The organism is Chloroflexaceae bacterium (genome assembly GCA_025057155.1).
In the GTDB taxonomy this organism is placed as follows: domain Bacteria; phylum Chloroflexota; class Chloroflexia; order Chloroflexales; family Chloroflexaceae; genus JACAEO01.
Genome location: JANWYD010000132.1, coordinates 1 through 588, shown reverse-complemented (window position 1 = coordinate 588; position 588 = coordinate 1). Strand labels below are relative to the sequence as shown.

Sequence of the window (588 nt, the reverse complement as noted above, 5' to 3'; positions counted from 1 at the left end):
TTCATCGCCTGTGATCGCCAAGGCATCCACCACATGCACTTAGTCGCTTGATCCTATAACCCTGCCGCCAGAGCGACAGACGAAATCGAGCGACCGCGTTGCCGTTCTCAAGTTGCTGAGAGTACTGATGCAATCACAACCCAGCATCGACGCCCCTCATCAAGGCATCGATGCGCTTGCTTCTTCCAGATTGTTAAAGAACGACACAGCCGCGCCCCGCAGGGCACGCGACAGCGCGCGATCGCGCGCTCTGGCCTACCCTCGGTTTAAATGGTGGAGGTGAACGGGATCGAACCGATGACCTCCTGCTTGCAAAGCAGGCGCTCTCCCAACTGAGCTACACCCCCGGCGGAAAATCGCTGGTGGGTCTGGTTGGATTCGAACCAACGACCCCCGCCTTATCAAGACGGTGCTCTAACCGGCTGAGCTACAGACCCGGAGGCCCGGCATCGAGCCCGGCGCCCGGAGCTCGCGGGCGTCGTGCCCCGACCTGCGCTCCGCGGTGACCGCGCCCCTCGCTGCATCGCTGCGGGAAACGAACCGATAAGTGTGGACGCCTGCGTCAGGCGCATGCTCTAGAAAGGAGGT

General features: G+C 61.7%; 2 tRNA genes. Both read right to left on the bottom strand.

Annotation, left to right across the window (positions count from 1 at the left end):
• Nucleotides 1–271: 271 nt before the first annotated feature.
• Nucleotides 272–347: transfer RNA gene (locus NZU74_20650), tRNA-Ala, on the bottom strand.
• 13 nt (nucleotides 348–360) lie between these two features.
• Nucleotides 361–437, bottom strand: a tRNA-Ile gene (locus NZU74_20645).
• Nucleotides 438–588 lie beyond the last annotated feature (151 nt).